The sequence below is a fragment of the Corynebacterium sp. CNJ-954 genome, from assembly GCF_001942345.1.
In the GTDB taxonomy this organism is placed as follows: domain Bacteria; phylum Actinomycetota; class Actinomycetes; order Mycobacteriales; family Mycobacteriaceae; genus Corynebacterium.
Genome location: NZ_MKKI01000001.1, coordinates 78,477 through 99,546, shown reverse-complemented (window position 1 = coordinate 99,546; position 21,070 = coordinate 78,477). Strand labels below are relative to the sequence as shown.

General features: G+C 67.5%; 21 protein-coding genes. 11 read left to right on the top strand and 10 right to left on the bottom strand.

All coding sequences use genetic code 11. The annotated features are described in order from the left end of the window. Window positions 1-94: 94 nt before the first annotated feature. The 3 genes from tsaD to groL all read left to right on the top strand — a co-directional run bounded on the left by tsaD (window position 95) and on the right by groL (window position 4,572). A complete protein-coding gene (gene tsaD / locus BJF89_RS00445; RefSeq protein ID WP_075811254.1) occupies window positions 95-2,506 on the top strand; it encodes a tRNA (adenosine(37)-N6)-threonylcarbamoyltransferase complex transferase subunit TsaD in 2,412 nt (803 codons plus the stop codon). A gap of 136 nt (window positions 2,507-2,642) precedes the next feature. After that, window positions 2,643-2,948: a co-chaperone GroES gene (gene groES, locus BJF89_RS00440; RefSeq protein ID WP_075811378.1), complete on the top strand. Its 306-nt coding sequence runs from the start codon at window positions 2,643-2,645 to the stop codon at window positions 2,946-2,948. Between the two features lie 10 nt (window positions 2,949-2,958). Then, window positions 2,959-4,572, top strand: coding sequence for a chaperonin GroEL (groL, locus tag BJF89_RS00435; protein ID WP_075811252.1), 1,614 nt, complete (start codon window positions 2,959-2,961; stop codon window positions 4,570-4,572). Between the two features lie 74 nt (window positions 4,573-4,646). Here groL and BJF89_RS00430 read toward each other — a convergent pair whose 3' ends face one another. Continuing rightward, a complete protein-coding gene (locus BJF89_RS00430) occupies window positions 4,647-4,967 on the bottom strand; it encodes a WhiB family transcriptional regulator (RefSeq protein ID WP_075811250.1) in 321 nt (106 codons plus the stop codon). Between the two features lie 274 nt (window positions 4,968-5,241). Between BJF89_RS00430 and BJF89_RS00425 the strand changes: the two genes are divergently transcribed. After that, window positions 5,242-5,826 (top strand): sigma-70 family RNA polymerase sigma factor, encoded by a 585-nt coding sequence (locus BJF89_RS00425; protein WP_038546501.1) that lies wholly within the window; start codon window positions 5,242-5,244, stop codon window positions 5,824-5,826. Further along, window positions 5,823-6,713 carry a hypothetical protein gene (locus tag BJF89_RS00420; protein ID WP_139311814.1) on the top strand — a complete coding sequence of 297 codons (891 nt, stop codon included), beginning with the start codon at window positions 5,823-5,825 and terminating at the stop codon, window positions 6,711-6,713. The genes BJF89_RS00425 and BJF89_RS00420 overlap by 4 nt, the downstream gene beginning before the upstream one ends. 37 nt (window positions 6,714-6,750) lie before the next feature. Here BJF89_RS00420 and BJF89_RS00415 read toward each other — a convergent pair whose 3' ends face one another. Beyond that, window positions 6,751-7,296: a DUF5319 domain-containing protein gene (locus tag BJF89_RS00415; protein ID WP_369803613.1), complete on the bottom strand. Its 546-nt coding sequence runs from the start codon at window positions 7,294-7,296 to the stop codon at window positions 6,751-6,753. A gap of 62 nt (window positions 7,297-7,358) precedes the next feature. On the opposite strand from BJF89_RS00415, the gene guaB reads away from it, so the two are divergent. Further along, complete coding sequence (gene guaB, locus BJF89_RS00410; protein WP_075811246.1) at window positions 7,359-8,888, top strand: IMP dehydrogenase; 1,530 nt, start codon at window positions 7,359-7,361, stop codon at window positions 8,886-8,888. 13 nt (window positions 8,889-8,901) lie between these two features. Then, on the top strand, window positions 8,902-10,053 hold the full coding sequence (locus tag BJF89_RS00405; RefSeq protein WP_075811244.1) for a GuaB3 family IMP dehydrogenase-related protein: 1,152 nt from the start codon (window positions 8,902-8,904) through the stop codon (window positions 10,051-10,053). 252 nt (window positions 10,054-10,305) lie between these two features. Here the strand turns inward: BJF89_RS00405 and BJF89_RS00400 are convergent, their stop codons facing one another. After that, window positions 10,306-11,283, bottom strand: coding sequence for a Na/Pi cotransporter family protein (locus BJF89_RS00400; RefSeq protein WP_255372426.1), 978 nt, complete (start codon window positions 11,281-11,283; stop codon window positions 10,306-10,308). Further along, window positions 11,280-11,564, bottom strand: a complete 285-nt coding sequence (locus BJF89_RS19200) for a hypothetical protein (protein WP_255372425.1) — start codon at window positions 11,562-11,564, stop codon at window positions 11,280-11,282. Before BJF89_RS19200 ends, BJF89_RS00400 begins: the two co-directional genes overlap by 4 nt. A gap of 168 nt (window positions 11,565-11,732) precedes the next feature. On the opposite strand from BJF89_RS19200, the gene guaA reads away from it, so the two are divergent. Further along, window positions 11,733-13,337 (top strand): glutamine-hydrolyzing GMP synthase, encoded by a 1,605-nt coding sequence (gene guaA / locus BJF89_RS00395; RefSeq protein WP_075811242.1) that lies wholly within the window; start codon window positions 11,733-11,735, stop codon window positions 13,335-13,337. Window positions 13,338-13,418: 81 nt separating this feature from the next. Here guaA and BJF89_RS00390 read toward each other — a convergent pair whose 3' ends face one another. Continuing rightward, on the bottom strand, window positions 13,419-13,865 hold the full coding sequence (locus tag BJF89_RS00390; protein WP_075811240.1) for a hypothetical protein: 447 nt from the start codon (window positions 13,863-13,865) through the stop codon (window positions 13,419-13,421). A gap of 106 nt (window positions 13,866-13,971) precedes the next feature. On the opposite strand from BJF89_RS00390, the gene BJF89_RS00385 reads away from it, so the two are divergent. Genes BJF89_RS00385 through BJF89_RS00375 form a run of 3 tightly spaced genes read left to right on the top strand, consistent with a single transcriptional unit; the run spans window position 13,972 to window position 17,678 of the window. Further along, window positions 13,972-14,769 carry a hypothetical protein gene (locus BJF89_RS00385; RefSeq protein ID WP_255372424.1) on the top strand — a complete coding sequence of 266 codons (798 nt, stop codon included), beginning with the start codon at window positions 13,972-13,974 and terminating at the stop codon, window positions 14,767-14,769. Next, window positions 14,766-16,424 carry a DNA polymerase Y family protein gene (locus BJF89_RS00380; RefSeq protein ID WP_255372423.1) on the top strand — a complete coding sequence of 553 codons (1,659 nt, stop codon included), beginning with the start codon at window positions 14,766-14,768 and terminating at the stop codon, window positions 16,422-16,424. Before BJF89_RS00385 ends, BJF89_RS00380 begins: the two co-directional genes overlap by 4 nt. Before the next feature lie 24 nt (window positions 16,425-16,448). After that, entirely contained in the window at window positions 16,449-17,678 is a 1,230-nt protein-coding gene (locus tag BJF89_RS00375) for a sucrase ferredoxin (protein ID WP_075811236.1), read from the top strand. On the opposite strand, the gene BJF89_RS00370 is transcribed toward BJF89_RS00375, so the two are convergent. From BJF89_RS00370 to BJF89_RS00350, 5 genes are all read right to left on the bottom strand, one after another. Beyond that, window positions 17,662-17,883: a hypothetical protein gene (locus tag BJF89_RS00370; RefSeq protein WP_075811234.1), complete on the bottom strand. Its 222-nt coding sequence runs from the start codon at window positions 17,881-17,883 to the stop codon at window positions 17,662-17,664. The two genes, BJF89_RS00375 and BJF89_RS00370, sit on opposite strands and share 17 nt — an antisense overlap. Further along, a complete protein-coding gene (locus BJF89_RS00365) occupies window positions 17,880-18,335 on the bottom strand; it encodes a hypothetical protein (protein ID WP_075811232.1) in 456 nt (151 codons plus the stop codon). The genes BJF89_RS00370 and BJF89_RS00365 overlap by 4 nt, the downstream gene beginning before the upstream one ends. A gap of 75 nt (window positions 18,336-18,410) precedes the next feature. After that, window positions 18,411-19,109, bottom strand: coding sequence for a methionine ABC transporter permease (locus tag BJF89_RS00360; RefSeq protein WP_075811230.1), 699 nt, complete (start codon window positions 19,107-19,109; stop codon window positions 18,411-18,413). Continuing rightward, complete coding sequence (locus BJF89_RS00355; RefSeq protein WP_075811228.1) at window positions 19,106-20,149, bottom strand: methionine ABC transporter ATP-binding protein; 1,044 nt, start codon at window positions 20,147-20,149, stop codon at window positions 19,106-19,108. The genes BJF89_RS00360 and BJF89_RS00355 overlap by 4 nt, the downstream gene beginning before the upstream one ends. Continuing rightward, on the bottom strand, window positions 20,142-21,041 hold the full coding sequence (locus BJF89_RS00350) for a MetQ/NlpA family ABC transporter substrate-binding protein (RefSeq protein ID WP_255372422.1): 900 nt from the start codon (window positions 21,039-21,041) through the stop codon (window positions 20,142-20,144). Before BJF89_RS00350 ends, BJF89_RS00355 begins: the two co-directional genes overlap by 8 nt. Window positions 21,042-21,070 lie beyond the last annotated feature (29 nt).

Sequence of the window (21,070 nt, the reverse complement as noted above, 5' to 3'; positions counted from 1 at the left end):
CGTGAGGGGTGTATCCAGAGGCCCCGTCGCAATTGGAGAGTGCGACGGGGCTTCGCCTATTCCATGTCGGGGTGCCGGGGTAGAATCGCGTTCCATGCATGTTCTCTCGGTCGACACCTCCACCTCGTACGTCATCGCGGGGGTGGTGGAGTGTCCCGTCGGTTCTGCGGTCGGTTCTGCCGTCGGTTCTGAGCGACGGCCACGTCTGCTCGCCGAGCGGGTGGAGCTCAACCCGCGGGGGCATATGGAGGTGCTCACCCCGAACATCCTCGCGTCCCTCGAGGAGGCTGGAATCACGCCCGAGGACCTGGACGCGGTCGTCGTGGGTGTCGGTCCCGGGCCGTTCACCGGACTGCGCGTCGGGATGGCGACCGGCGCGGCGTTCGGTGACGCCCTCGGCATCCCCGTGCACGGGGTCCCGGGGCATTGTGCGACCGCCGCCACTGCGACCGCCGCCACTGCGGCCGTCGGCAGTTTCCGTCGCCTGGTTGTCAGTGACGCACGGCGGCGCGAGTGGTACTGGAGCCTCATCGACGGTGCCACCGGGGCGGTGCTCGACGGCCCGGCGGTCGCTGCGCCGGACGACGTCATCGCGGCGGTCCCGGAGGCGGAGGTCCTGGCCTCCCGGGAGGTTGCCGAGCGGGCCGGCGGAGTGACCGGGTGGACGGTGGTGGACGCGGACGCACGTCCCACTCCGGTAGGTCTCGTCACCGCGGCGGTGCAGCTCCTCGGGGGAGTTGAGGGGCTGCGACATCCTGGTGCCCCGCTGCGGGCGCTGTACCTGCGCCGTCCCGATGCAGTGGAACCGAAAGCGGTGCAGACCTCCGCGGCACTTGACTTCAGTCGTGTGGACGAGGTCGGTGACAGCACCGGTGAGGTGTCGGCACCGGAGGACGCGGCGGGTACGGTGCAGCCGAGCGTCGGGCCGCTCGCCCCACAGGCCGCGGCACGGTGCGCCGAGATCGAGGCGGAGCTCTTCCACGGTGACTCGCCGTGGCCGGAGGCGGGGTTCGCCAGTGAGATCACTGCGCCGAACACGGTCTACCTGGGCATGGTCACCGGGCAGGGGACGTCGCAGGAGCGGCTGGTCGGCTACGCCGGCCTGGCGAAGAACGGTCCGGCCGGCGACCCGGAGTTCGAGATCCACACGATCGGCCTGGAGCCTGCCGTGCAGGGGCGGGGATGGTCCCGCAAGCTGATGGATCCGCTGATGGACCTCGCGGACAGGGACGACGGTCCGGTGTACCTGGAGGTCCGGACCGACAACGGCCCGGCGATCAGCCTGTACCGCAGTTACGGTTTCGACATCACCGGTACCCGCCGTAACTACTACCGGCCTTCCGGTGCGGACGCCTACACGATGTGCCGTCCGGCCCGGTCACGGCGGATGTCCGAGGCACCGCGCCTGATCATGGGGATCGAAAGCTCCTGTGACGAGACCGGCGTGGGAGTCGTCGAGCTGCACTCCGACGGGCGGGTCCGGCAGGTGTCGAACCGGGTCGCCTCCTCCATGGAACAGCACGCCCGATTCGGAGGGGTGGTGCCGGAGATCGCCTCCCGTGCGCACCTGGAGTCGATGGGGCCGACGATGGCGGCGGCTCTCGACGATCTTGAACGGGCCACGGCGGCCACCGGGGGACGACGCCGTCCGGACGCGGTGGCGGCGACGGTGGGGCCCGGTCTCGCCGGGGCACTGCTGGTCGGTGCGGCGGCTGCCAAGGCGTACGCGGCGGCGTGGGGGGTGCCGTTCTACGGCGTCAACCACCTCGGCGGGCACGTGGCCGTCGGTACGCTCGAGGTGGACGGTGACGACGACGCCGGGGCGGTCGGCGATCTCGACCGTGCGGTCGCACTGCTGGTCAGCGGTGGACACACGCAGATCCTCCAGGTCAACGGGGTCGGACGTCCGATGGTCGAGCTGGGCTCCACACTGGATGACGCCGCCGGTGAGGCCTACGACAAGGTCGCCCGACTGCTCGGACTCGGGTACCCGGGTGGTCCCGTGATCGACCGGCTCGCCGCGCAGGGGGACCCGGCGGCGATCGCCTTCCCCCGGGGGATGAGCCGCCCGGGGGACGCCGCCTACGACTTCTCCTTCTCCGGGCTCAAGACGGCGGTCGCCCGGTTCGTGGAGAAGGCTGCGGCAGAGGGACGCACGATTCCGGTCGAGGATGTCTGCGCGTCCTTCCAAGAGGCGGTCGTCGACGTGCTGACCGCGAAGGCGGTGCGGGCCTGTGTCGACACCGGCGCCACGGTGATGCTGCTCGGTGGGGGAGTGTCGGCCAACCGTCGTCTGCGGGCGCTCGCCGCCGAGCGGTGTGCGGCAGTGGGTGTGCGTCTCGTCGTGCCGGCGCTGCCCCTGTGCACGGACAACGGGGTGATGATCGCGACGCTCGCGGCGCGGCTGATCGAGGCGGGAGCACCGGCGAGCTCACTGGATGCCGCGACCGATCCCTCGATGGATGTCGAGGTGCCCGTGTTGGCACCCTCCCTTGTTGAGGGCTAGCACTTGGCAGGGTAGAGTGCCAAGTGGTTGTGTGACACACAGTTGTTCACCCGCGACGACGGCTGTGCAGGATATACCAACCGGAACACAAGACAATTCCGATCACTGCATGTACGCAAACACGGAGGTATTCAACGTGGCTAACGTCAACATCAAGCCGCTCGAGGACCGCGTCCTCGTCCAGATCGTCGAGGCCGAGACCACCACCGCATCCGGTCTGGTCATCCCGGACTCCGCCAAGGAGAAGCCGCAGGAGGCCACCGTCGTGGCCGTCGGCCCGGGCCGCTGGCACGACGATGACGACCGCATCCCGATGGACGTCGAGGTCGGCGACACGGTCGTGTTCTCCCGCTACGGCGGCACCGAGCTCAAGTACGACGGGGAAGAGTACCTGCTGCTCAACCAGCGTGACATCCTCGCCGTCGTCGACTCCGCGAAGTAGGTCGTGACGCATGGCTAAACTCATCGCATTCGACGAGGAGGCCCGCAAGGGCCTCCAGCGCGGTGTGGACACGCTGGCGGACTCGGTGCGCGTCACCCTCGGCCCCAAGGGCCGTAACGTTGTTCTCGACAAGGCTTTCGGTGGTCCGACCGTGACCAACGACGGCGTGACCATCGCCCGCGACATCGATCTCGAGGACCCCTTCGAGAACCTCGGTGCGCAGCTGGTCAAGTCCGTCGCCGTGAAGACGAACGACATCGCCGGTGACGGCACCACCACCGCCACGCTGCTCGCACAGGCCCTGATCAACGAGGGTATGCGTATCGTCGCCGCCGGCGGAAACCCGATCGCCGTCAACGAGGGCATCTCCGCGGCCGCGGACAAGGTCATCGAGGCACTGCAGAAGCGTGCGGAGCCGGTCGCCGACTCCGCCGCGATCGCCAACGTCGCCACCGTGTCCTCGCGTGACGAAGGCATCGGTGCCAAGGTCGCCGAGGCCATGGACAAGGTCGGTAAGGACGGCGTCCTCACCGTCGAGGAGTCCCAGTCCCTGGTGGACGAGCTCGTCGTCACCGAGGGCGTCTCCTTCGACAAGGGCTACCTGTCGCCGTACTTCGTCACCGAGGAGGAGTCGGCCCAGGCGATCCTGGAGAACCCGGCCATCCTGCTGGTGCGCGACAAGATCAGTTCCCTGCCCGATTTCCTGCCCGTTCTGGAGCAGGTCGCCAAGGCAGGTAAGGAACTGTTCATCGTCGCCGAGGACGTCGACGGCGAGCCGCTGCAGATGCTCGTGGTCAACTCCATCCGCAAGTCCATCAAGGCCGTCGCCGTGAAGGCCCCGTACTTCGGGGACCGCCGTAAGGCGTTCATGGATGACCTCGCTGTCGTCACCGGTGCCACGGTCGTGGACAAGGAGGTCGGCCAGTCGCTCTCCGAGATGACCTTGGAGCAGCTGGGCACCGCCCGCCGCATCACCGTCACCAAGGACGAGACCGTCATCGTCGACGGCGCCGGTACCGCTGAGGACCTGGAGGCACGACGTAACCAGATCCGCTCGGACATCGAGCGCACCGACTCCACCTGGGACCGCGAGAAGCTCGAGGAACGTCTGGCGAAGCTGTCCGGGGGTGTCGCTGTCATCCGTGCCGGCGGGGCCACCGAGACCGAGGTCAACGAGCGCAAGCTGCGCGTCGAGGACGCCATCAACGCCGCCCGCGCCGCTGCGCAGGAAGGCGTGATCGCCGGTGGCGGATCTGTCCTGGTGCAGATCGCCGCCGAACTCGACGAGTTCGCCTCCGGGTTCGAGGGCGACAAGGCCGTCGGTGTGAAGGCTCTGGCACGCGCACTGCGTCGTCCCGCCTACTGGATCGCCGACAACGCCGGTCTCGACGGGGCCGTCGTCGTCTCCAAGATCGCAGAGCTGGGCAACGGTGAGGGCTACAACGCCGCCACCGGCGCCTACGGCAACCTGCTGGAGCAGGGGATCATCGACCCGGTCAAGGTCACCCACTCCGCCGTCGTCAACGCGACCTCCGTGGCACGCATGGTGCTCACCACCGAAACCGCCGTCGTCGACAAGCCCGCCGAAGCGGCAGCAGCCGCCGGCCACGGACACCACCACTAGGGGTCCCGGGCACGTCTGAAGCCCCCGTTTCCGGTCATGTTCTGGCCGGGGCGGGGGCTTCGTCGTCCTGTTGGTCAGGACGCCAGTCGGCGGCTTTCCCTGGCAGGCCGGAGACGCCGGGCACGCCCGTTCTGGGCGGCGGCGCGTTCGGACTCACCCATTCCGCCCCAGATCCCGTAGACCTCCCCGACGCTGAGGGCGTGCTCCTTGCACTGGGCCAGTACCGGGCATTCGTTGCAGATGGCTTTGGCGCGGTGTTCCCGCAGTGAGCGTGCCCGCCCACGTTCTCCGTCGGGGTGGAAGAAGACGGCGGACTCTGCTCCCCGGCAGGAACCGTGGAGCTGCCAGTCCCAGAAGGCTGTGGCGGGGCCGGGGAGGTCGCTCGTCTGTGGCATGGCTGTTCTCCTGTACGTCAAGTATTTCTGAGTGCTGAATCCGGTGGATCTGCGTTCTTTCCACCGACCCCCAGGGTCGTCCCCGTGTGTGAACAACAGGTGTCCGGCAGCTGTTCAGGATGTGACATTTTCCGCGGTCGGCATGCTCCGGTTCCCGCCGGGTATCACCGGGTGAGTCCCGGGCGCACGGTTTGCTGTGGTAATTTCACCCCACAGGCAGGCGAGCTTGACCGGCGAACCGACAGCCTGCCCTGACCGTGGTTTCACGAGGACTATGACAGCGACTGACGACATCGACGAGGCTCTGCCCCGTCTCGTCCCCTCCGCAGTGGAGGGGGACGGGCGGGCGCTCCAGCGCATCATCGATCTCATCCACCCGCCGGTCGTGCGGTACTGCCGGGCCCGTGTCCCGTCCACGAAGTACCCCACCCCGGAGGACCTGGCGCAGGAGATCTGTCTCGCCGTCGCACGCGCGATACCCGGCTACGAGGACCAGGGCAAACCGTTCATGGCGTTCGTCTACCGGATCGCCGCGAACAAGATCGTCGACGCCCGTCGCTCGCAGTCCCGTGACCTGTCTGTTCCCACCGACGAGGTGCCGGATCAGGAGGTGGTCACCAGCACCCCTGAATCGGTGGCTGTCGACCTGAGTTCCTGTAACGAAGTCGCCCAGTTGCTCGATACGCTCAGTGACAAGGCACGACAGATCGTGACTCTCAGGGTCTTCGGTGGATACTCCGCCGAGGAGACGGCGGAGATCGTCGGGTCGACTGCTGGTGCGGTGCGGGTTGCACAGTTCAGGGCGTTGGCCAAGATGCGGGAGACCCTGGAATCCCGCGAGACTTCGAGGACGGAATGATGGACAAGCACAGGTGGGACCCGCAGGGTTTCGACGACGATGCCATGAATGGTGTCGACGTCGATGCCGTGCGTGCAGCCGACCGGATGCTGGACGCCATTGCCGCCGGGGAGAAGGTTGACGGTGCTGACCCGCTCTACCGTCTTCTCGCTGATGCCCGTGCCGAGAGCGCACGGGACATTCCGGCTGCCCCCGTCGTCGACCCTACTGAAGCGCAGGACGGCTCGGTTGCGGTGACGCCTCTGGCGGGACGTCGCCGGCGCCGCGCGATGCGCCGTGCCGGTGGCGTCGCCGCCCTGGGTGGGGTCTCGTTGACATCCCTGGTGGTGGGCAGTGGCGTCGCCGCCGCGCTTGTCGTCGGAGGTTTCACCGTCGGGGCCCTGACGACGGGTAATTCCGGGAGCTCCGGACAGTCGGACTCCGTCGTCGCCGAATCCGCCCAGCAGAGTGGAGGGGACGACGCGGACACGCCGCGTCGTTCCGGCGACACGACACCGGACACGGCCGCCCCCGCATCGGAGGGACATGACGACCCCTCCGCGCCCGCCACAGACGACGGTGCCGTTGACCACGGTGCCGATGCGGGCGGCATGGTGTTGGCGGATCCGGAGCCGGGGACGGAGGCTCAGCCCGTCGATCCGACCGACACCACCGGCGACGGCGGCCCGGCGACGGACGGGGGAGAGTCGGCCGGTGACGCCGAGGCCTCCGAGGTTCCTGCCGAGACACCCGGGGCGGGCGGGCCGATGGTGATGGCGGAGCCGCAGCGTGGTGCCGCGGCGGCCCCGTCGAAGACGACGTCGACCACGTCGTCCACCCCGAGCAGCACGCCGAAGTCCCAGCGTGAGCCGGATGATCCGGAGGCCGGGGCAGAGCCCTCCTCCTGACCGCGACGGCCGTTCCCCGGCGCCGGGGTCGTGGTTTCTAGCGGCCCCACTTACGGAATGTCCGCGGTCCGCGGCTCAGCCAGTCGGCGGCGTCGGCGTACCCGGCGCAGTAGTCCCAGGGCACGTAGAAATCCGGGTCGGGGTCGGCGCCGGGTTCGTGGACCGGTACCGGGCCGTCATTGAGCATGGTCGACAGGTTGGACACCAGGATCGGCCAGTCGTAGTAGTGCAGCTCCTGGCAGTCGTCACAGGTCATCGCCACACCCAGCACCCCTCGGGGTTCCAGCAGCTCGCGAAAGCGGCGGACGTTGGCCAGGTCCTCACGCAGAGCATGGCGCTCGTCGTCGGACAACGGCTCGTCCACGTCGTCATCGAACAGGGCCGCCGGATCCTCCGGATCATCGGCGAAGGGGTCCGGGGGCATCAGAGAATCGTCGAAGTCCACGGACACGAGACTACCTGCTGCGAACGGGGAGGGGAACAGTGCCGTACGTCCCGTACGCGTCCTGCGCGCGGATGCCGGGTACTCCGGGTGCTGATGGCGGATAACCGTGCGCGACGGGTTATCCTGTCTGGTAAACACCCGACGACAGTTCCGGCTGATTCCGGTACGGACGTGTAAAGGATGCAGGAGGCCTGACCGGCATGACCGATGCCCAGCTTGTGACCACTGGTGGCGACGACCCGAGGAAGGTGGAGCTGGTCGGTCTGACGTTCGACGATGTCCTTCTGCTGCCTGCGGCGTCCGACATCATCCCCAATGAAGTGGTGACGACCACCCAGCTGACCCGCAACATCACGTTGAATGTCCCGGTGATCTCCGCCGCGATGGACACCGTCACCGAGGCGCGGATGGCGATCGGCATGGCGCGCCAGGGCGGTATGGGTGTACTGCACCGCAACCTGTCGATCGAGGAACAGGCCGAGCAGGTCGAGATCGTCAAGCGCAGCGAAGCCGGTATGGTCACCGACCCGGTGACCTGTTCACCGGAGATGACCATCGGTGAAGTCGACGAGATGTGCGCGCGTTACCGCATTTCGGGCCTGCCCGTGGTGGACACCTCCGGTCGGCTGGTAGGAATCTGCACCAACCGGGACATGCGCTTCGAGGAGGATTTCTCGGCGAAGGTCGCCGACGTCATGACCCCGATGCCGCTGGTCGTCGCGGAGAAGGGGGTCTCGGCCGACGCTGCGCTGCGGTTGCTGCGGGAGAACAAGGTCGAGAAGCTCCCGATCGTCGATGGCGAAGGCGTGCTCACCGGGCTGATCACGGTCAAGGACTTCGCCAAGCGCGAGAAGTTCCCGAATGCCGCGAAGGACGCGTCCGGACGTCTGCTCGCCGGTGCCTCCATCGGTACCGGTGAGGACTCCTGGCGTCGTGCCGGCGCACTGGTCGACGCGGGGGTGGACGCCCTGGTCGTCGACACCGCGCACGCACACAACACCGGGGTGCTGGACATGGTCGCGCGGGTGAAGAAGGAGTTCGGTGACCGCGTCGACGTCATCGGCGGTAACCTCGCCACCCGCGGTGCAGCCGAAGCCATGATCGACGCCGGGGCGGACGCCATCAAGGTCGGCATCGGCCCGGGCTCGATCTGCACCACCCGCGTTGTCGCCGGTGTCGGGGCTCCGCAGATCACCGCGATCCTCGAGGCGGCCGTCCCCGCACGCAAGGCCGGTGTGCCGATCATCGCTGACGGTGGCATGCAGTACTCCGGTGACATCGCCAAGGCCCTGGCGGCAGGCGCGTCCTCGGTGATGCTCGGCTCCCTGCTCGCAGGCACCAGCGAGGCGCCCGGCGAAATCACCGTGATCAACGGCAAGCAGTACAAGATGTACCGCGGTATGGGCTCGCTCGGCGCCATGAAGGGCCGTGGGCTGCACGGCGAACAGCGCTCCTACTCCAAGGACCGCTACTTCCAGGCCGACGTCACCAGCGAGGAGAAGCTGGTTCCCGAGGGCATCGAAGGGCGGATCCCGTTCCGCGGCAATGTGGAGACCATCATCTACCAGATGGTCGGCGGACTCCGTGCCGCCATGGGGTACACCGGCTCCCGGACCGTCGCGGACCTCAACGACGCACACTTCGTCCGTATCACCGGCGCGGGTCTGCGCGAGTCACACCCGCACGACATCCAGATGACCGTCGAAGCCCCGAACTACTACCAGCGTTAGGAACCAGGTACCCATGCAGGAACAGGTGAACATCGGGATGGGGCGGACGGCGCGCCGCGTCGTCGGATTCGACCAGATCAACATCGTGCCGTCACGGCGTACCCGTTCGTCCCACGACGTCGACACGACCTGGCGGATCGACGCCTACCGTTTCGACATCCCCTTCATGGCGCATCCGTCGGATGCCGTGGTGACCCCCGAGTTCGCCGTGGAGTTCGGCCGCCTCGGCGGACTGCCCGTCATCAACGCCGAGGGGCTGTGGGGACGTCACCGTGACCTCGACGCGGCGCTCGGCAAGGTCCGTGCGGCTGCCGGTGACTCCGATCCGCTCGGCCTCCCTGCCCCGGACAACGCCGCACAACGCGTGCTCCAGGAGCTGCACGCTGCACCGGTGGACCACGGTCTGCTGGCGGAACGACTCGCAGAGGTCCGGGACTCCGGTGTGACCTTTGGTGTCCGTGTCTCCCCGCAGAACGCCCGCGACTTCGCCCCCGCCTTGATCAAGGCGGGCATCGACCTGCTGGTGATCCAGGGCACGCTGGTGTCGGCGGAGCACGTGTACTCCAACGGCGAACCGCTGAACCTCAAGGAGTTCATCGGATCCGTGGACGTTCCCGTCGTCGCCGGCGGAGTGGTGGACTACACCACCGCGATGCACCTCATGCGGACCGGCGCGGCCGGTGTCATCGTCGGGTCGGGCACCACGACGAACAGTCAGGCGTTGGGGATCGACGTGCCCATGGCCTCCGCGGTCGCCGACGCCGCCGCTGCCCGGCTGGACTACCTGGACGAGACCGGTGGCCGGTACGTCCACGTCATCGCCGACTCGCATATGGAGGTCGCCGGTGACATCGCCAAGGCGATCGCCTGTGGGGCGGACGCCGTGTCCCTCGGGGCGCCGCTGGCCATGGCGGACACCTCCGGCGGGCGTGGCCATTTCTGGCCTTCTGTGGCGGCACACCCCAGTCTCCCTCGTGGCGAGGCGGAGGCGGTGTACGGCACCTTCGGTTCCCGCGAGACCCTGCCGCTGGAGAAGCTGCTGTTCGGACCCACGGACAACCCCTATGGCGAGGAGAACCTCGTCGGTGGCCTGCGACGGTCGATGGCGAAGTGCGGCTACACCGACCTGAAGAGTTTCCAGAAAGTCCCGTTGGCGGTGCGCTGACGCAGCCGTGGTGCTGCCCCGGTTCTGCCCCGGTGCGTCGGGACGGCAGAGCAGGTGGTTCAGTGGCAGAGGCGTCGGTCGGTGTTCGTCTCTGATCCGACCGGTACCTCTGCCGGTTAGCCGGCGCCTCTGCCAGCGCCAGGGAACGCCCCGACTCGACGGTGTTCGGCGGGCTCTTCACGGCAGAGCCTGCAGAGCGTCTTCAGCATCGACGAGAATGCGTTCGAGCTGGTCTTCTGCGGGGTCAGGCGGTCACACCAGCACCGTCAGCAGAACGAGGATGGCGGGCAGGACGAGGAAGACTCCGATCACCCAGACGGCCACGTACAGCTTGTTTCTGGCACCGAGTCGCGCGAGCGTCGAGGCACCGGCCGGGGGCAGCCACCGGAGGAAGGGCAGACCGTAGATCACCAGCAGTGCGAAGACGTTGTACAGCACGTGCACGAGTGCCGCCTGCAGCGCGAACTGTGCTTCCGGGCCGCTGAAGGCGAAGGCCGCGATCAACGCGGTGAGTGTGGTTCCGACGTTCGCGCCGAGGGTGAACGGATAGACCTGGCGAAGGGAGAAAGTGCCTGAACCGGCAAGCGGGACGATCAACGATGTGGTGGTGGAGGAGGACTGGACCATCACGGTGATCAGTGTGCCGGAGGCGATTCCCGAGACCGGGCCGCGCCCGATGGCGGTATGCAGGATCTGTTTGGCACGTCCGACCATCACCACTTTCAGCAACGTGCCGATGAAGCTGATCACCGCCAGGATCATGGCGATGCCCAGGAAGATCAGGATGATTCCGTCCCAGGGGCCGGGTACAGGAGCGACGGTTGCGGCGATGACGTCGCCCAGGGGATCGGTGACACCGGTGACAATGTTGCCGAGACCGCCGAAGACAGCGGCGAGGACGCCGCCGTCACTGCCTGCCATCTGTGTGGACAGCCAGCGTGAGCTTTTCTCCAGGAGGCCGAAAGCCAGTTCCAGCGGGAGGAAGATCACCACGGCGAGCAGGTTGTAGAAGTCGTGGATGGAGGCGGCGGCGAAGGCCCGGCGGAAGGATTCACGGTCGCGGACCATGCCGAGACTCACCAGGGTGCTGGTCAGGGTGGTTCCGACGTTGGCACCCATGAGCATGGGGATCGCTGTCGCCATCGGCAGGCCTCCGGCGCACAGACCGACGATGATGGCGGTCACGGTGGTGGAGGACTGGATCAGCGCGGTGGCCAGCAGTCCGATCATGAGGCGACCAGGGGGTTGGAGGCGAAGGAGAAGAGTTCCTCGGCCTGGCCGCCGGTGGCTGCCTTGAAACCGCTGCCGACCACGGAGACTGCGGTGATCAGGAGGTAGATCCCCAGGGCCACGCAGAACCAGTTCGCCCAGGCGAGAGGACGTCCGCGGAGTCCGAGGCGGGTGAGTGGGCTGCGTACCGGTTCGGGGGTGGTGGTGCTGGTGGCCCCGTCTGTCTCCGTGTCGTTGGTAACGGTGGAGGCGGGTGAGCGGTCGGTGACCTCTGCCGGCACGTGGGGCTCCATTCATGGTCGACGACGTGTCGTGGGGTGCTCCCCGTGAGTGTATGGGGTTCACCTCGGTCCGCGAAGTCCCGAAGTGAACGGCGGATGAACTCCGGACGGAGGGGTTGTCAGCCACCGACGGTAACGGCAGGTGGGGCGTTCGGTAGAGTAAGCGTCGTGACACATCAGCAGCAGTCCGGCGCATCCGCCGGCAGTCCCCGTCCCGAACCCCGGCCCGTCCTCGTCGTCGACTTCGGTGCCCAGTACGCGCAGCTCATTGCACGTCGTGTGCGTGAGGCACGGCTGTACTCCGAGGTCATCCCCCACTCCATGCCCGTCGAGGAGGTGGCCGCGAAGAATCCGGCGGCACTGATCCTCTCCGGTGGGCCGTCGTCCGTCTACGCTGACGGCGCCCCGGCACTGCAGAAGGAACTGCTGGAACTCGGCGTCCCCGTCCTCGGTATCTGCTACGGCTTCCAGGCGATGACCCATGCCCTCGGCGGCATCGTCTCGCACACGGGCGACCGTGAGTACGGTCGTACCGAGATCTCGGTCGACGGCGGTTCGTTGCACACCGGTTTCGAGTCCACGCACCAGGCGTGGATGAGCCACGGGGACGCGGTGAGCGAGGCCCCTGAGGGGTTCACCGTCACCGCGCACTCCGACGGTGCCCCGGTCGCGGCTTTCGAGTGCCTGGACAAGCGCATGGCGGGCGTCCAGTACCACCCGGAGGTCCAGCACTCCCCGCACGGTCAGGAGGTGCTGACCCGTTTCCTGTATGACGTCGCGGGTCTCGAGCCCACCTGGACCGCCGGTAACATCGCCGAGCAGCTCGTCTCCGCGGTGCGCGAGCAGGTCGGTCCCGAGGGACGCGCCATCTGTGCGCTGTCCGGTGGGGTGGATTCCGCGGTGGCTGCCGCTATCGTGCAGGAGGCCATCGGCGACCGGCTGACCTGTGTCTTCGTGGACCACGGTCTGCTTCGGGCAGGTGAGCGTGAGCAGGTCGAGCATGACTTCGTCGCCGCGACCGGTGCGAAGCTGGTCACCCTGGACGAGCGGGCGGCGTTCCTGGGCAAGCTGTCCGGACTCACCGACCCGGAGGCGAAGCGTAAGGCGATCGGTGCGGAGTTCATCCGTTCCTTCGAGCGCGCTGTCGCCGGGGTGCTGGAGGACGCACCGGAGGGCTCGTCCGTGGACTTCCTCGTCCAGGGCACCCTGTACCCCGATGTGGTGGAGTCCGGCGGGGGATCGGGCACCGCCAACATCAAGAGCCACCACAATGTCGGTGGACTGCCGGACGACGTGGAGTTCACCCTCGTCGAGCCGCTGCGCTTGCTGTTCAAGGACGAGGTCCGCGCCGTGGGACGCGAACTGGGGCTGCCGGAAGTCATCGTCGGCCGTCAGCCGTTCCCCGGACCGGGGCTGGGTATCCGCATCATCGGTGAGGTCACCGAGGACCGTCTGGAGACCCTGCGTGCCGCGGACGCCATCGCGCGTGCCGAGCTGACCGCCGCGGGTCTGGACAACACGATCTGGCAGTGCCCGGTCGTCCTGCTCGCCGACGTGCGCTCGGTGGGTGTGCAGGGCGACGGCCGTACCTACGGGCACCCGGTCGTCCTACGTCCGGTGACCAGTGAGGACGCCATGACGGCGGACTGGACACGGGTGCCCTACGAGACCCTGGAGCGGATCTCGACCCGGATCACCAACGAGGTCGCCGAGGTCAACCGGGTGGTGCTCGATGTCACGAGCAAGCCCCCGGGAACCATCGAGTGGGAGTGACCTGACGCAGGCGACCCCCTTTCCCCGGACGGTGTGTTCCGGGGGAAGGGGGTCCTGTGTTTCTCGATCGGCTCGATCGGCTCAGGCGTTGCGGGCGTCGACGGCGGCGAGGTCCTCGAGTTCGCGTGTGCCGTCGATCCGGGGGACGACCTGCCAGGCGTACACCCCGGCCACGGCCCAGGCGATGACGGCGATGGCCCAGTTGCCGAACTCGAAGGCGGGGACGAGCATCAGTGCGAGCCAGATCGGGAACAGCGGGACGACCTGTTTGACGCGGGTGGTGTAGCGGTCCCCACGCGCCTCGACGGCGGCGCGGACGTCACGACGGTAGGGGTGGCTGAAGAGCCAGAGCAGGCCGGCGGCGAGGAAGACCAGCATCAGGACCACGCGGAACCCCGTGGACAGCGGAGTCGCCAGTGCACCCACACCGGCGCCGATGAGGACCGCGACACCGGCACGCAGGGGGCGTGGAGTGACGGGGGTGGGGTTGACGGGGTGGTTGCCGGAGGGCTTCGTGCTGCGTGCCATGGCTGTCCATCGTAGTCGGCGGGTGGGGTTTGACGGTCACTCGAGGGAGGAATAGTCTGACATCACTAGAACGGGTGTTCTAATAGGTGCGGTCGTCGGACGGTGTGTGTCACGACGCTTCCGTATCGTTGCCGTGGCTGGAATGGTCGTGGAGCGCTGTCAGGACAAGGAGGTGAGGGCCGTGGAGCAGGTGCAGGGAACGGGTGTACGAGACCGTGGGGCGATCGTCGCCGAACTCCGGAGCAGGATCGCCACAATCGGCGACGGCGGCAGGGGCACCACCGGCGACCTGCCTGAGACTGACGATGCCTCGCGCGTCCCGGTACCCGGGTGGCTGTCGGATGCCCTGGTGGCCGGAGGTCTCCCGCGGGGGGCGGTGACTGCCGTGGACGACTGTCCGGCAGCACTCGTGGATCTGCTGACCACCCTGACTGCGGACGGCGGGTGTGCGGCGGTCGTGGGGTATCCGCGTCTGGCGTTGGCTGCGGTGGCCGCCGGTGGTGGTGATCTGGAGCGGTTGATCCTCGTCCCGGACCCGACGCCGCATGCGACGGCTGTCGTGGGCACTCTGGCCGAGGGGGTGGACATGGTCGTGTACGCGGCGCCGGCGGCAGTGTCCCCGTCTGCTGCGCGTCCGGTGGAGGCACGTCTGCGCAGGAGCCGGTGCGCCCTGGTCGTGTGTGCCGGCGTCCGCTCCTGGCCGGGGTCACGTCTCCACCTGTCCTGGCGTACGGACGGGGTCACCGGTCTCGGTGTGGGGTCAGGTCGGGTACGGGGTGTGTCGGTGGTCGGCCAGGCGTGGGGTCAGGCTCAGCCGCCGCAGACGTTCCGGGGCACTGTCGGGACGGATGATGTGGCAGTCGGCCTGCGACGGGCACAGCTTCCGGAGGACAAGGCATTGTGAGCACGCATCGTGTGGTCGTCCTCTGGTTTCCCGACTGGCCGGTGTACACCGTGGCTCTGCGCCGGGGGTGGGACCTGCTTGCGCCGGCTGCGGTGGTGGACAACCACCGGGTACACGCCGCGAACGCCGCGGCGCGTCGGGCCGGGGTGCGGCAGGGCATGAAAGAGAGACATGCGGTGGGGACGTGCCCGTCCCTGCAGGTCGGTGAGGTGGAGGAGTCCTCGGAGGCGGAGGCACATGAGGAGGTTCTCCTCGCCCTGGAGGCCGTCGCCGCCGGGGTGGAGACACTACGTCCGGGATTGCTCGCTTTCTCCGCTTCGTCCCTGGTGCGCTACTACGGAGATGAGGCCACGGCCGTGGAGCTGCTGGTGGACGCCGCGGCCCGCGTCGGGGCGGACTGCCTGGCAGGGGCAGCCGATGAGGTTGTCACCGCGGTGTGGGCTGCCCGTCAGGGGCACCAGGTGCCCTCGGGAGAATCGAAGGGCTACCTGGCGGGCCTGCCGCTGCACGTCCTGGCTGCTGAAGGATCATTGGGGCCTCCGCGGAGCATGGTGTCGGTCCTGGCACAGTTGGGGATCCGCACGCTCGGCGACTTCACGGCGTTGCCGGCCTCGGATGTCGCGGGGAGGTTCGGTGAGGAGGGGATGCGGTGGCACCGGATCGCCTCCGGGGAGCCGGAACGCCCGGTCTCCCCGGAGCGCACCGCTGTCCCGGTGGAAGTGCGGGTCGAACCGGAGGAGCCGGTCGTGGACACGGCGACGGCGGCATTCCTCGCACGCCAGGCGGCTGTCCGCCTGCATGAACGTCTGGCGGAGACGGGGCAGGTCTGTCTACGGCTGGCGGTACGCGCCCACCTGGACCCGCCTGCGGGATACCACGGACCCGTGGTGGTCGAACGTCTGTGGCGGTGCCGTGAACCCTTGGCGGAGGAGGACACCGCCCAACGGGTGCGCTGGCAGTTGGACGGATGGCTCACCCGGGTGCGGGCCCACCTCCCGGAGACACCGGACGGCGTCGGCGGGATCAGCGCGATCGACCTGGTGCCGGTGGAGTGTGTGTCGGCCGGTGAGGTGGCCGAGGCCCTCTGGGGAGGGCCGGACGTGGGAATCCGTGCAGCACGGGCTGCCGCAGCCCGTGCCCAGGCGCTGATCGGTACCCGTGGGGTGCTGCGCCCGGTGCACCGTGGTGGGCGGGCGGTGGCCGGACGTGTGGTGTCGGTACCGTACGGCGAGCAGGACCCTGAGGAGGTCACCGCGGTGCGCGACCGTGCCTGGGAGGGGGAACTCCCTGCGCCGTTGCCTGCCCTCATCGGGGCGCCGGAGACGGTGGGCTCTGCGCAGTCTTCCACCACTGACCGACTCCGGGCACCGGGGCCGCGGCATCCCGCCTCCGCCGTCCACCTCCTGGACGCCGCCGGTGAACCGGTGTGGGTCACCGGCCGTGGGGTGATGAGCAGCCCACCGGTGGCCTTGCGGTGGGGCGGCAGGTCACTCCGTCTGACCGGGTGGGCCGGCCCCTGGCCGGTCGACGAGATGTGGTGGTCGGAGAGTGGTGCGGCACGCAGGTACGCCAGACTGCAGGTCGCGACCGATGAACCGTCGGCGTTCCTGCTGGTGTGCCGGGGCAGGGCATGGCGGATCGAAGCCACGTACTAGCGGCGGCGTACTAGAATCAGTGTCATGCCCACCACACGGAACCCCCGGTCGGGACTGTGTTCCGACATCACCCGGGAGCCCCTGCCCGGAACCGCGAAGACGGGACAGCTGATCGTCGCCGTTGAATATCCGCACGGCTGGGGGAGGGACATTCTTGACGGGGAGGCCCTGGGGAAGGATCTCGCGGGCCAGGTGAAACGCTGGCTCAAGAAGTACCGTGCACAACTGCAGTTCATCCGACGTCCCGGACGGGCAGGACAGGTCAGTGCTGGGCAGGACGGTGCGGCCGTGGCCTTCATCGCCGACGCCGGGTCCACTCCGCCGACGCTCGAACGCCTGGAACTCCACGGAGGGGTGCGTGGCCTGTTGGAGGTGGATCTCTCGACGCCCGGGACAGTTCCCGGTGCCACCCGGGTGGACCATCCTCTCCTGTTGGTCTGTACCCACGGAAAACGCGACCAGTGCTGTGCGGTGAAAGGCCGCCCCATGGCCGCAGCTCTGGCTGAGCGGTACGGCGGGGAGACCGGTGAGAATGTCTGGGAGTCCTCGCACACCAAGGGACACCGGTTTGCTCCCTCAATGATCCTCCTGCCGCACAACTACTCCTTCGGGGATCTCGACGTCCCCGGGGCCTCGGCGATGATGGATGCCGTCGTTGACGGTCAGTTGCCGGTCACGGGAAACCGGGGGAGAGGGACCGTCGACTCCCAGGGGCAGGTCGCCGAACTGGCCGTGGCCGCGCTGCTTGGGTCGCAGGGTGAGCCTCCGGCGTTGGGGGAGCTGACCGTGGAGAAGTACGTGGCCCCGGAAGGCTCAGCTGCACGGTCGGGGACTGCCGGCGACGCTGAAGCGCCCCGGGCCGAGGCATATGCCGCATTCTCTGAGGCGGTGGACCCTGAACTCCGGCGTCGCGCAGGTGAGCTGATCACCGAACGGATCGAGATGAAGGCTACCGGGAGGTACACCGAACTCAAGGACCTGTACCGCCAGGGTTACTTTGATCCCGTCCGGGACTATGAACGCGCGGTGAAAGATGCGGCGACGGCACACGGGCTCGGACGAAAGAAGGACAAGAAAGACAAGTATGCGCGACGCAACCCCGAGGTCCGGGTTCGGCGGGGCGGGGAGTCCTGGGTCGTGACGTTGGAGTCGCAGACCTGCCGTCCCGTCGTCTCATCCTGCGGCGACCGGCCCAAGGACGGACGGTCATGGGTCGCAGTCGACATCCGGGCGGAGGTCAGTTCCGCCGTGTGACGTCCACCACGATCCGGGTCGGTGAGTCCAGCAGGGTGACCTTGTACGAGGGGTTGTCGTCCGCCAGTCCGATGACGATGCGCTGCATGCCCTCGAAAACTCCCTGGACATCCACCGAGCGGACGACGCCCTCGGCGACATTGTGGACCGGAGTCGGATCGCCGGTGGCATCGGTGGGCATCTGCACTCCGCGCACGTCGATCACCAGTGCGGTGTCACCCTCGTAACCGATCGGAAGACCGGAGCCGTCAGCGGTGGGAGCCTTGTCGGTGGAGACGTACCAGCCCGGGGCCCCTTCCCGTCGAGCTCGACGACGATCCGGTCGAAACTGTCGTAACTTCCTGCACGGACCTCAGAGACGGTCATCTCGGTGTCGTCCTCGGGGAGGACGTCCAGTGGCTGTGACCCTGTCAGGGGGCCGGATTCGTTCGACGCGCGGGGGACCGGGGAACTGAGCTCCGCCCCGGGGGCGTCGAACTCCGCCGTGTGCGGGGCGGTTCCGGTGGCGGCGCTGACCGCCGTGACCTCATCGTCCCGAGCCGGTTGGTCGGAGCCGGAGCAGGCGACCAGCGAAACGCAGAGACACCCGCTGACCAGGGTTGCGCCGACAGTGGCGGCGCGACGTCTGGTGTGGCGGGTGTCTGCGGTTGTACTCACGAGGTCAGAGAATACCCGGCAGTACAGTGAAAATCACCGCTTATGACCGGGAGACCCCATATTGTGACCGGATTGTTACCGGCGCATGATTCGGCGCGCCAGCCAGTTACCGAGCAGCTGTGCAGCCTGCACGATCACGATGATCGTGACCAGCGCGACGTAGGTGACGTTGTTGTCGAAGGCGCGGTAACCGTACTGGATCGCGAAGTCTCCCAGTCCGCCGGCGCCGATGTAACCGGCCATGGCGGACATGTCGATGATCGCGATGAACATGAACGTTGCCCCCAGGATCAACGGCCCGAGAGCTTCAGGGATGATGACGGTGAAGATGATCCGGAACGGGCCGGCTCCCATCGACCGTGCGGCCTCGATGACACCCGGGTCGATCGAGACGAGGTTCTGCTCCACGATGCGGGCGGCACCGAAGGAGGCGGCGATGATGATCGCGAAAGTCGCGGCGTTGATGCCCAGGATCGACCCGGTCACGATCTTCGTCAGTGGTCCCAGGGCCGTCAACAGGATGATGAACGGGATCGGCCGGACGATGTTGACCAGGATGTTCAGGATCCAGAAGACCGGCCGGTTGGCCAGGACCCCGCCGCCACGGGTGGTGTACAGCAGGATGCCGAGAACCAGTCCGACGACGCCGCCGATCACCAGGCCCCAGATCGCCATGTAGAGCGTCTGGACAATGGCGTCCTGGTAGATGGGGGTCAGGAAGTCCCAGTTGGTGTCCTTGGCGAGAAGGAGAGTGTCAGTGCTGGTGGAGCTCATCGGATCTCCTCAATCTCGGTCGTGGCGGACAGGGTGCGGTAGAACGCCTCGACGGCGTCCTCGCCCTCAGGGGTACCGGCGGTCATACGCACCGTGAGCCGTCCGAAGGAGTGGCTCTGCAGCGTGGTCACACCGCCGTGGACGATATTCACGCTGACACCGGCACGCTCCACCTCGGAGATCGCATGGAAGAACCCTGCTCCCTCCTTCATGGTGACGGTGAACAGGCGTCCGCTCTGGTTCTGCAGAGCCTCGGACTCCACCATGTCGGGGGTGTTGCGTAGGGACGTGGCCACGAAGTTCGCCGCGGTCTCGGTCTGCGGCTGAGAGAAGACCTCGTACACGGAGCCCTGCTCGACGACGTGTCCGTTCTCCATGACGACCACGCGGTCGCCGATGGTGCGCACGACCTCCATCTCGTGGGTGATCACCACGATGGTGATGCCGAGGTCCTCGTTGACCTTACGCAGCAGTTCCAGGACCTCACGGGTGGTGGTGGGGTCCAGGGCGGACGTCGCTTCGTCGGCCAGCAGCAGGGACGGGTTGGTCGCCAGCGCGCGGGCGATGCCCACACGCTGCTTCTGGCCTCCCGAAAGCTGCTCGGGATAGGACCGGCCCTTGTCGGAGAGCCCGACGAAGTCCAGCAGTTCCTTCACCCGGGCTTCACGCTCGGTCTTGTCCATGCCCTGCAGCTTCAGCGGGTAGGCGACGTTGCCCGCGACGGTGCGGGAGCTCAGCAGGTTGAACTGCTGGAAGATCATGCCGATGTTGCGGCGGATTCCCCGCAGCTCCCGTTCGCTGAGCGGGACGATGTCCTGCCCGTCAAGCAGGACCTGACCACTGCTGGGCTTGTCCAGCCCGTTGATCTGCCGGACCAACGTGGACTTGCCGGCGCCGGAGTAGCCGATGATGCCCACGATCGATCCGGACGGGACGGTGATCGACACATCCTCCAGGGCGGTGACGGACTTCTTCCCCTGGGTGAAGACCTTCCCGACGTTGCGGAACTCGACGGCGGTGCCGTTGGTCCCACTACTCATCCGAACCCTCCTGCTCGCGGATCTTCTGCTCGGTGTCGGCGAGGATGTCCTCGAGTTCTTCAGGGGAGTTCTCGGCCTTGACAGCGGTTCCCGCGGTGTCGTTGGCGACAGCCTCCTGGACTTCGTCGGAGTGCCAGATCTCGACGAGCTTCTGGTAGTCCTCGTTGTCCTTGTTCTCCTCAGTGGTCACCCAGACGTTGATGTAGGGCTGGGAAGCGGGGTCATCCGGGTTGTCCTTGAACACTGCATCATTAGCGCTGACGCCAGCTGATTCCAGGAAGTTGTTGTTGATTACGGCGGCCTGGCCGTCGTTGTATGCGACAGCGGTCTGGGAGGCGTCAACCGGGGTGACTGTGACATCAGAGTCGTCGGCGACGATGTCGGCCGGGGTCGGCGTGAGCAGTTCGTCGTCACGGAGAGTCACGAGACCTGCCGCGGCGAGCACCTTGATGGCGCGGCCCTGGTTGGTGGAGTCGTTCGGGATGACGACATCGCCGGCATCGGCGATTTCCTCCACGCTTGAGAAGTCCTTGGCGTAGACGCCCATCGGGAAAGTCTGGGAGGCACCGAAGGGGACGAGGTTGTTGCCGGATGCAACGTTGGACTCTGCGAGGAACTGGATGTGCTGGAACTGGTTGACGTCCAGGTCGCCTTCGGTGAGGGCCTGGTTCGGCACGTTGTAGTCGGTGAAGGAGACGACCTCGACGTCCACGCCTTCCTCTTCTGCCTTCTGCTCGAAGACCTGCCACTGGCTCTTGTCGGCCTCGGTGGAGCCGATACGGATGGTGTCGCTGTTCTCGTCGTTGCTGTCGCTCATGCAGGCGGTCAGGCCGGCGGCAGAGAGAGTGGCGACAGCGCCGACGACGGCGGCCTTCTTCAGACGCGTGATCAAGGGGTCCTCCTGGGACGTCATGGGGGTAG

Coding starts and splice junctions, on each gene's coding strand:
- BJF89_RS00405 (WP_075811244.1), top strand. CDS start 8,902: ATGCAGGAACAGGTGAACATCGGGATGGGGCGGACGGCGCGCCGCGTC.
- BJF89_RS00360 (WP_075811230.1), bottom strand. CDS start 19,109: ATGAGCTCCACCAGCACTGACACTCTCCTTCTCGCCAAGGACACCAAC.
- guaB (WP_075811246.1), top strand. CDS start 7,359: ATGACCGATGCCCAGCTTGTGACCACTGGTGGCGACGACCCGAGGAAG.
- BJF89_RS00375 (WP_075811236.1), top strand. CDS start 16,449: ATGCCCACCACACGGAACCCCCGGTCGGGACTGTGTTCCGACATCACC.
- BJF89_RS00355 (WP_075811228.1), bottom strand. CDS start 20,149: ATGAGTAGTGGGACCAACGGCACCGCCGTCGAGTTCCGCAACGTCGGG.
- tsaD (WP_075811254.1), top strand. CDS start 95: ATGCATGTTCTCTCGGTCGACACCTCCACCTCGTACGTCATCGCGGGG.
- BJF89_RS00420 (WP_139311814.1), top strand. CDS start 5,823: ATGATGGACAAGCACAGGTGGGACCCGCAGGGTTTCGACGACGATGCC.
- BJF89_RS00425 (WP_038546501.1), top strand. CDS start 5,242: ATGACAGCGACTGACGACATCGACGAGGCTCTGCCCCGTCTCGTCCCC.
- BJF89_RS00390 (WP_075811240.1), bottom strand. CDS start 13,865: ATGGCACGCAGCACGAAGCCCTCCGGCAACCACCCCGTCAACCCCACC.
- BJF89_RS00430 (WP_075811250.1), bottom strand. CDS start 4,967: ATGCCACAGACGAGCGACCTCCCCGGCCCCGCCACAGCCTTCTGGGAC.
- BJF89_RS00400 (WP_255372426.1), bottom strand. CDS start 11,283: ATGATCGGACTGCTGGCCACCGCGCTGATCCAGTCCTCCACCACCGTG.
- groL (WP_075811252.1), top strand. CDS start 2,959: ATGGCTAAACTCATCGCATTCGACGAGGAGGCCCGCAAGGGCCTCCAG.